This is a genomic window from Hydrogenophaga sp. (assembly GCF_051007235.1).
GTDB lineage: Bacteria > Pseudomonadota > Gammaproteobacteria > Burkholderiales > Burkholderiaceae_C > Hydrogenophaga.
Window position 1 is genome coordinate 1 of the sequence record NZ_JBPCSJ010000516.1, and the last position, 7,799, is coordinate 7,799.

9 protein-coding genes are annotated in these 7,799 nt (G+C 70.1%); 8 read left to right on the forward strand and 1 reads right to left on the reverse strand.

The genetic code is table 11. The features are described 5' to 3' along the window. The 8 genes from ACR2JA_RS18205 to ACR2JA_RS18240 all read left to right on the forward strand — a co-directional run. A partial coding sequence (locus tag ACR2JA_RS18205) for a flagellar basal body P-ring protein FlgI (RefSeq protein ID WP_434010490.1) occupies positions 1-163 on the forward strand: 163 nt, incomplete at its 5' end. Position 164: 1 nt separating this feature from the next. Beyond that, the gene (locus tag ACR2JA_RS18210) at positions 165-365 is read left to right on the forward strand and encodes a hypothetical protein (protein ID WP_434010482.1); all 201 of its coding nucleotides are present in this window, start codon (positions 165-167) and stop codon (positions 363-365) included. Then, positions 362-1,222, forward strand: a complete 861-nt coding sequence (gene flgJ, locus ACR2JA_RS18215; protein ID WP_434010483.1) for a flagellar assembly peptidoglycan hydrolase FlgJ — start codon at positions 362-364, stop codon at positions 1,220-1,222. The genes ACR2JA_RS18210 and flgJ overlap by 4 nt, the downstream gene beginning before the upstream one ends. Before the next feature lie 112 nt (positions 1,223-1,334). After that, positions 1,335-3,245, forward strand: a complete 1,911-nt coding sequence (gene flgK / locus ACR2JA_RS18220; protein ID WP_434010484.1) for a flagellar hook-associated protein FlgK — start codon at positions 1,335-1,337, stop codon at positions 3,243-3,245. A 28-nt stretch (positions 3,246-3,273) separates the two neighbouring features. Continuing rightward, positions 3,274-4,482 carry a flagellar hook-associated protein FlgL gene (gene flgL, locus ACR2JA_RS18225; RefSeq protein ID WP_434010485.1) on the forward strand — a complete coding sequence of 403 codons (1,209 nt, stop codon included), beginning with the start codon at positions 3,274-3,276 and terminating at the stop codon, positions 4,480-4,482. 18 nt (positions 4,483-4,500) lie between these two features. Then, positions 4,501-5,733: an HDOD domain-containing protein gene (locus tag ACR2JA_RS18230; RefSeq protein WP_434010486.1), complete on the forward strand. Its 1,233-nt coding sequence runs from the start codon at positions 4,501-4,503 to the stop codon at positions 5,731-5,733. Between the two features lie 457 nt (positions 5,734-6,190). Then, the gene (queC, locus tag ACR2JA_RS18235) at positions 6,191-6,919 is read left to right on the forward strand and encodes a 7-cyano-7-deazaguanine synthase QueC (RefSeq protein ID WP_434010487.1); all 729 of its coding nucleotides are present in this window, start codon (positions 6,191-6,193) and stop codon (positions 6,917-6,919) included. Between the two features lie 45 nt (positions 6,920-6,964). Further along, complete coding sequence (locus ACR2JA_RS18240) at positions 6,965-7,174, forward strand: hypothetical protein (protein WP_434010488.1); 210 nt, start codon at positions 6,965-6,967, stop codon at positions 7,172-7,174. 184 nt (positions 7,175-7,358) lie between these two features. Here ACR2JA_RS18240 and ACR2JA_RS18245 read toward each other — a convergent pair whose 3' ends face one another. After that, positions 7,359-7,595 carry a hypothetical protein gene (locus ACR2JA_RS18245; RefSeq protein ID WP_434010489.1) on the reverse strand — a complete coding sequence of 79 codons (237 nt, stop codon included), beginning with the start codon at positions 7,593-7,595 and terminating at the stop codon, positions 7,359-7,361. Positions 7,596-7,799: the final 204 nt, after the last annotated feature.

A 7,799-nucleotide genomic window follows, 5' to 3' on the forward strand; every position in this document is an offset into this window, starting at 1 on the left:
TGCCAAGGACAAGGGCGAGCTGATCAACGTCGAGGCCGCCCCCAAACTGGCCGACGTGGTGCGCGTGCTCAACGCCCTGGGCGCCACGCCGCAGGACCTGCTGGCCATCCTGCAGGCGATCAAGGCCGCTGGCGCGATGAACGCCGAACTCGAGGTGATCTGACATGTACTCGATGCTCCTGCCCCTGTGCTGCTGCGACCCGTCGGCCGCCGCCATGGACCGTCCGCTGGACTGGCACCGCCGCCATGCGAGCGCAAGCGCCCGCGTGCGCAGCCCGGCCACCGGTCTGCTGCGCGTCAATGCCATGGCCCTGCGCCGCCCCCATGCGCGCGGCCCGCAGACCCATCGCTGGAGTCTGGTGTGAGCAGCACGCAGGCGCTGTCCTTCCAGGGCCTGGCAGCCGATCCGTCGGCGCTCAATGCGCTGCGCTACGGCACGGGCGGGGGCGGCGACAAGGCCGCGCTCAAGGAAGCGGCCAAGCAGTTTGAATCGCTGTTCATGCGCGAACTCATCAAGAGCATGCGCGAGGCCACCAGCAAGTCCGGCCTGATGGACAACGAAGGCAGCGACATGGGCACCGACCTGCTGGACCAGCAGTTCGCGGTGCAGCTCTCGGGCCTGCCCGGCGGGCTGTCCGAAGCCATCGAGCGCCAGCTGGGCCGCCAGATGGGCGGCGCCAGCGCCACCACCCCTGGGGGCGCAGCGGTCAACGCCCTGCCCAGCACCGTCGGTCGTGTCGGCACCGGCTCGCGCCAGGCCGGTTTTGTGAGCCAGCACACCCAGGCCGCCGAAGTGGTGGCGCGCGAATCGGGCATCCCGGCCAGCTACATGATCGGCCAGGCCGGCCACGAGACCGGCTGGGGCAAGAGCGAGATCCGCCACCGCGACGGCTCGAACTCGTTCAATCTGTTCGGCATCAAGGCCACCAGCAGCTGGAAGGGCAAGGTCGCCGAGGTCGTGACCACCGAATACGTCAACGGCGTGCCGCGCAAGCAGGTGGCCAAGTTCCGCGCCTACGACTCGTACGCCGATTCGTTCCGCGACTACGCCAGGCTCATCGGCAACAGCCCGCGCTACGACCAGGCGATGGACCAGATCGCGTCGTTGCAAGGCTTCGCCACCGGGCTGCAGAAGGCCGGCTACGCCACCGATCCGCAGTACGCCGCCAAGCTCAGCCGCGCCATCAACACCACGCTGCAATTGCAGCGCGCCCAGACATGACCACCCCGTTGCTTGCCCACTGCGTGTGGCCGCATCCCCCTCAAGGGGCAACACCTGTGGCCCGGCAAAGCCGGTTCCACGGTGTTCATGACCGGGTCATCGGGAGGTTTGCATGTCTGCTGCCCTGAACATCGGCGCGCGGGCCCTCAACGCCAACCTCACGGCGCTGCAGGTCATTGGCCACAACATCGCCAACGTCAACACCGAAGGCTATTCACGCCAGTCGGTGGACATGGTGTCCTCGGGCTACCAGGTCCTGGGTGGCAACTACTTTGGCAAGGGCGTCGAGATCGGCACGGTCAGCCGCGCGCACAGCGCCTACCTCACGCGCGAAGCGCAGCTGGCCGGTTCGCTGGCCGCGGCCGACAGCGAACGCTACACACGCCTGCAGCAGCTCGAGACCCTGTTCCCCACGGGGGAAGACGGGTTGGGCGTGGCGCTCAACGACATGCTCAACGCCTGGTCGGACATCGCGTCTTCGCCCACCGATCTGGCGGCCCGCGTGGTCGCCCTGGCCGAGGGGGAGCAGATGTCCGCCCGCCTGCGCGACACCGCCGGCCAGCTCGACAACCTGGCCTACAGCGGCGGCGAGCAGGCCAAAAGCACCGTCACCACCGTCAACCGCCTGGCCCAGAGCATCGCCGCGGCCAACCAGCGCATCATCGAAAGCCGGGGCAACAGTGGTGCCCCCAACGACCTGCTGGACCAGCGCGACGCGCTGGTCACCGAGCTGAGCCAGTACGTGCAGCTGAGCACCATCGCCGCCGACGACGGCAGCCTGAGCGTGTTCGTGGCCGGCAGCCAGCCTCTGGTGCTGGGCCAGCGCGCCAACAGCCTGGCCGTCACGCGCGACGTGGCCGACAGCGCGCAGTTCCACATTTCGTTCGTGCAGGGCAGCGTGTCCTCGGAGCTGGCCGATGCCTCTGTCGGCGGTCAGCTCGGCGGCCTCATGACCTACATGAGCGAAGACCTGACCGACATGCGCAACCGGCTGGGCCGCATGGCGCTGGCGCTCAACACCACCGTCAACGCGCAGAACCGCCTGGGCGTGGATCTGGCCGGCAACCCGGGCGGCGACTTCTTCGTGCCCGCGGCCGATGCGCCGGGCAAACCCGCCAGCACCAACACCGGTACCGCGGAGCTGCACGCCAGCGTGAGCGACCCGACCGCGCTGCAGGCCTCGGACTACGAAGTGCGCTTCGACGCCGCCGGCGTGAGCGTGGTGCGCCTGTCCGACGGCCACACCGCCAGTTTTCCCGGCCTGCCCGCCGAGCTGGACGGCCTGAGCTTCCAGCTCGATGCGGGCGGTGGCAACGTGGGCGACCGCTTCCGTGTCAAACCCTTTGCCGACGCGGCGCGCAACATGCAGGTGGCCATCGGCTCGCCCACGCACCTGGCGGCGGCCAGCCCGGTGCAGGTCACGCCCGCCACCACCAACGCGGGTGGCCTGAGCATCGAGGCCCTGTACGCGGTGCAGGCCTCGCCCAACCTGACCGATCCGGTCAGCATCACCTTCCAGTCCGACGGCACCTTCACCGCCACCGGCCTGGGCCCGGGCAACCCGCCGCCAGACAACGCCGGCCCGCCCGCCACCTACAACTACACCGCGGGTCAGCCGCTGGTGTTCAACGGCTGGAGCCTGACGCTGCGCGGCAGCCCCGCTGCCGGCGACACGCTGGACATTGCCGCATCGCCCGCGGGCAGCACCTTGCAGAACGCTGGCAACGCCAAGGCCATGCTGGCCCTGCGCGACCTCGCCACCTTCGACGGTGTGGCCCTGTCCGACGGTTACGGCAGCCTGCTCTCGCACCTGGGCACCTCGGTGCAGGGCGCCAAGTTCGAGGCCAGCTTCTCCGGCCAGGTGGCCAGCAGCACCGAGACCGCGCGCGCCGCGGTGTCCGGCGTCAACCTCGACGAAGAAGCCGCCCGCCTGCTGCAGTTCCAGCAGTCCTACCAGGCCGCGGCCAAGTACCTGCAGGTGGCGCAGAGCACGTTCGACACGCTGCTGCAGACGCTCCGCTGAACGCACAGCCCCCTAAAGCGAGATCGCCATGAGAGTCGCCACCGCCCACAGCTACGACAGCACCATCGGCAACCTGAACAAGCGCCAGGCCGAACTGAGCGACCTGCAGGAGCGCATTTCCACCGGCAAACGCGTGCTGCGCGCCAGCGACGACCCGGTGGCCGCGGTGCTGGCCGAGTCGGCGCAGAACAAGCTCTCGCGCGTCGCGGCCGACCAGCGCGCGCTGGCGCATTCGCGCACCAGCATCACCCAGGCCGAAAGTGCGCTGGGCCAGGCCGGCTCGCTGGTGCAGGACATGCGCGACGTGCTGGTGGCGGCCGGCAACGCCACCTACGGCAGCCGCGAATACAAGAACCTGGCGCAGGAGCTCGAAGGCCTGCGCGACCAGCTGTTCGGTGTGGCCAACCAGCGCGACAGCGCCGGGCGCACGCTCTTCGGCGGCCTGGGCGGCTCGTCCACCCCGTTCGTCGAGGTCTACGGCCCCACCGGCGGCACGGTGCGCTTTGACGGCCAGCGCGGTCAGGAGGCCGGCGGCAACAACGCGCTGCCCCAGGCGATGGACGGCGAAGCCGTCTTCCTCAAGGTGCCGCCCGGCAACGGCAGTTTCACCATCGACCTGGGCAGCGCGAACACCGGCGGCGTGCGCGCCGACACCGGCCGGGTGAGCAACCCCTCGGCCGTCACCGGGCACGACTACACCGTCAGCTTCGCCGACGTGGCTGGCGTCATGGAATACAGCGTGACCGACACCGCCACTGGCGCCACCGTCGCCAACGCGCCCTACACCCCGGGCGCCACGCTCGCATTCGACGGCATCGCGTTCCAGGTGTCGGGCACACCGGCGTCGGGTGACAGCCTGGACGTCAAGGCCGTGACCGCGCCCACCGACCTGTTCCAGGTGGTGCAGACCGCCATCGACGCGCTCAAGGGCGCCAGCACCGGGCAGAGCGCGTCGCTGGTGCACACCCTGGGCCGATCGCTGACCGAGCTCGACGCCGGACACGACCGGCTGCTCGCCGCGCGCAGCCAGACCGGTGCCTGGCTCAACCGGGCCGACCGCATCGACAGCCTGCTGTCCGACCGCAAACTGGACCACGCGGCCGAAAAGTCCGACCTGGAGGACCTGGACATGGTCCAGGGCATTTCCGACTTCCAGAACCAGCAGACCGGCCTGCAGGCGGCCATGACGGCCTACGCCCAGGTGCAGAAGATGTCGCTCTTCCAATATGTGGGCTGACCGTTCACCCTTCACGCCATGAGCCGCAGCACCGTTCTCGACAGCATCGCCCTGGGCTACCAGCCCGTGTGGAACCGCGCGCGCCAGCTGGCCGCCGTGCGCCTGAGCGTGCACACCGTGCAGCCCGAAGGCGTGGACGCCGAGCACCTGCTGCAGATCCTGGACGAAGACTGGCCGCTGTCGGCACCCCCGCTGGTGCTGGCCTTTGACCAAACCAACCTGTGGCAACAGGCCATGACCTGCACCCCCGTGGCCAACACCTGGCTGCAGGTGCCGGGCGCCAGCTTCACCACCCCCGACGGGCTGGCCCACCTGTCGGTGGCGGCCCGGCGCGGCCACACCCTGCTGCGCCACGCGGCCCTGGCCGATGTGCGGGGCGAGATCATCGCGCCGCTGGACACGCGCAGCCTGCTGAGCTTGAGCGCCGAAGAGGCCCTGCAAGCCCTGCAGGCCCGCCCCACCGAAGAACAGCCGGTGCCGCCGCAGCGCAGCCCCATCGTGCCCGGGCAGATCTACGAAGGCGTGGGCTCGCGCTCGCTGGCCGACCACTGCCTGGACGAGGCCGGCGCCTGGGGCCTGCTCGAATGGCCCGACGAAGACGTGCTGCACAGCTGGCGCCACCGCCCGGTGCCCTGCGATCCGGCCGTCATCAGCCAGGTGCGCGAAGCGCTGGAAAAAGACGCCGCGCTCGACCGCATCGAACGCTACGTGCGCCAGGACCCGGTGCTGGTCCACCGCCTGCTGGTGCGCGTCAACTCGGCCGGTTACGGCCTCAGCCGCGAGATCGAATCGTTGCGCCACGCCCTCATGATGATCGGCTTCGGCGCCCTCGACACCTGGCTGGCCGAGCAGCTGGCCGCCAGCGAAGAGAGCGACAGCGCCCTGCACCCGGTGCGCTACGGCATGGTCATGCGCGCCCGCCTGGCGCAGCACCTGCTCGACAGCGGGTCCGACGACAACCTGCGCTCCGAGGTCTTCCTCACCGCGCTGTTCGGCCAGCTCGACCGGCTGCTGCACAAGCCCCTGCCCGAACTGCTGGGCAAACTGCCACTGCCCGGCCGCGCCTACGACGCGCTGCTGCGCGAGACCGGCCCCTACAACGCCTACCTCGAGGTCTCGCGCGCCCAGGGCCACCCGGCCCAGCTGGCCCAGCTGCCGCAGGTGTGCGACCACCACGGCATCAGCCTCGAACACGCCAACCGCGGCCTGCTGCGCATGCTCGGCACCAGTCGCGATCAGCGGAGGGGGTAGAAGGCACCCCCTGCGCCGCTGACGCGCGCCTTGCAGGCCGCGGCATCGTCAGAGCCGATGCCTCTTCGTCCCGTCCAAGCCTGCGCAGGCAGGCTTGGAGCCGCGGTCCTCAGCCCCCTCCGTGGCGCGCCTGCGGCGCTTCGAGGGGGACGCACCCTGTGGCCCGGCAAAGCCGGTTCCACGGGTGCCCTGGAACAGGCACGCGCGCCGAGTGGCGATGCATCACACCCCCTGCGCCGCTGACGCGGCTTCCCCCTCTCTGGCCTGCGGCTGGAGGGCGACGCACCCTGTGGCCGGGCAGAGCCCGTTCCACGGGTGCCCTGGAACAGGCACGCGCGCCGGGTGTTGAGGCATCGGCGCACCGGGCCAGACGCCGGGCCGCCCCAAGGCAGGCCCAGCCCCCTTGGGGGGCAGCGACCCGCGCAGCGGCGGAGCGTGGGGGCACTACCATTCCGGCATGAGCCTCCACACCAGCGCCCTTGTCCTGTTTTCCGGCGGTCAGGACTCCACCACCTGCCTCGTCCATGCCCTGGCCCGCTACCCGCGCGTCGAAACCATCGGCTTCGACTACGGCCAGCGCCACCACGTGGAAATGACCGCCCGCCTGAACGTGCTGCGCGAGTTGCGCGCACGCTTCCCGCAGTGGGCCGAACGCCTGGGCGACGACCACGTGCTCGACCTGGCCGTGCTCGGCAAGGTCAGCGACACCTCGCTCACCCGCGACACCGCTTTCAAGATGGAAGCCAGCGGCCTGCCCAACACCTTCGTGCCGGGCCGCAACCTGCTGTTCCTCACACTGGCCGCCGCGCTGGCCTACCGCCGCGGCATCCAGGTCATCGTCACCGGCGTGTGCGAAACCGACTTTTCCGGCTACCCCGACTGCCGCGACGACACCATGAAGGCGCTGCAGGTCGCGCTGTCGCTGGGCATGGACCACCGCTTCCTCATCGACACCCCGCTGATGTGGATCGACAAGGCCCAGACCTGGCAGATGGCCCGCGAGCTGGGCGAAGCCTCCGGCGTGGCCGGCGGGGGCGATGCGCTGGTGAACCTCATCGTCGAACACACCCATACCTGCTACCTCGGCGACCGCGAGCACCGGCAGTCCTGGGGCTACGGCTGCGGGACCTGCCCGGCGTGCGAGTTGCGGGCGAAGGGGTGGGCGCGGTACAACCACCCCGGTTGAGGCGGGTTCCAGCACCCAAGGCCGTACAGACTTCAGGAGCACCACATGAACAGAGTCCTGCCGAGCGTTTCCATCGCGGCCTTCGTGATCGGGCTGGCGGGGTGCAGCACCCAGGCCTGGTACGAAAGCGTGCGCATGGGGGCCGAAAGCCAGTGCACCCGGCAGCCCCCGGGGGCAGACCGCGCCTGCCGGGACCGCGTCAACCAGAAAACGTACGACGAGTACGAACAGGAACGCAGCGACCTGCGCAAGTGAACCAGGGGTGCCAGGCCCTGGCACCCTGCAGACGGTGGGTGACTGCTTCGCGCCCGACGCGATGCACGCCCGCCCATCCACTCGGGCGTCACTTCGACGTCTTCCAACCGCTCCTGCAACCCGCTCCACGGCCGGCCCAGCCCGTCGCTGGCCAGGGTGCCGTGGTGGCCAGCGGGGCCCTTGGTCAGGCCCGGGGGTCGTCGCTCTCTTCGTCTCCTGCGTCGCCACCCCACAGGCCGCTGGCCGCTGCTGCTGCGTGGTGGGTGAGGGTGTTGCGGATGAACTGTTTTTCGTAGTGGCGGTTGCGTCGGTTCTTTTTGGCCGACGAGCGCTGGCCCAGCCGTTTGTCCACCACCACCTGGTCCAGGCGGCTGAGGTCGTCGAGGCTGTGGATGTCCTGCAGGGAACGGCGGCGCGTCATGGCGTGTGGGGTGTCGGGCAACGCAGGCGCGTGGCGCGTTCAGACGGTGCTGGCCAGCAGCCAGCCGGTGGCCCCGATGTGGCCCAGCGTGATGAGCACCGACAGGCTGTGCAGCCACTGGAAGCGGCGGCGCTGCGCTGCGTCGGTGGCGCGGTTGATGGCGGGCATGAGCAGCTGCCGCACCGGCACCGTGCTCAGCGCCAC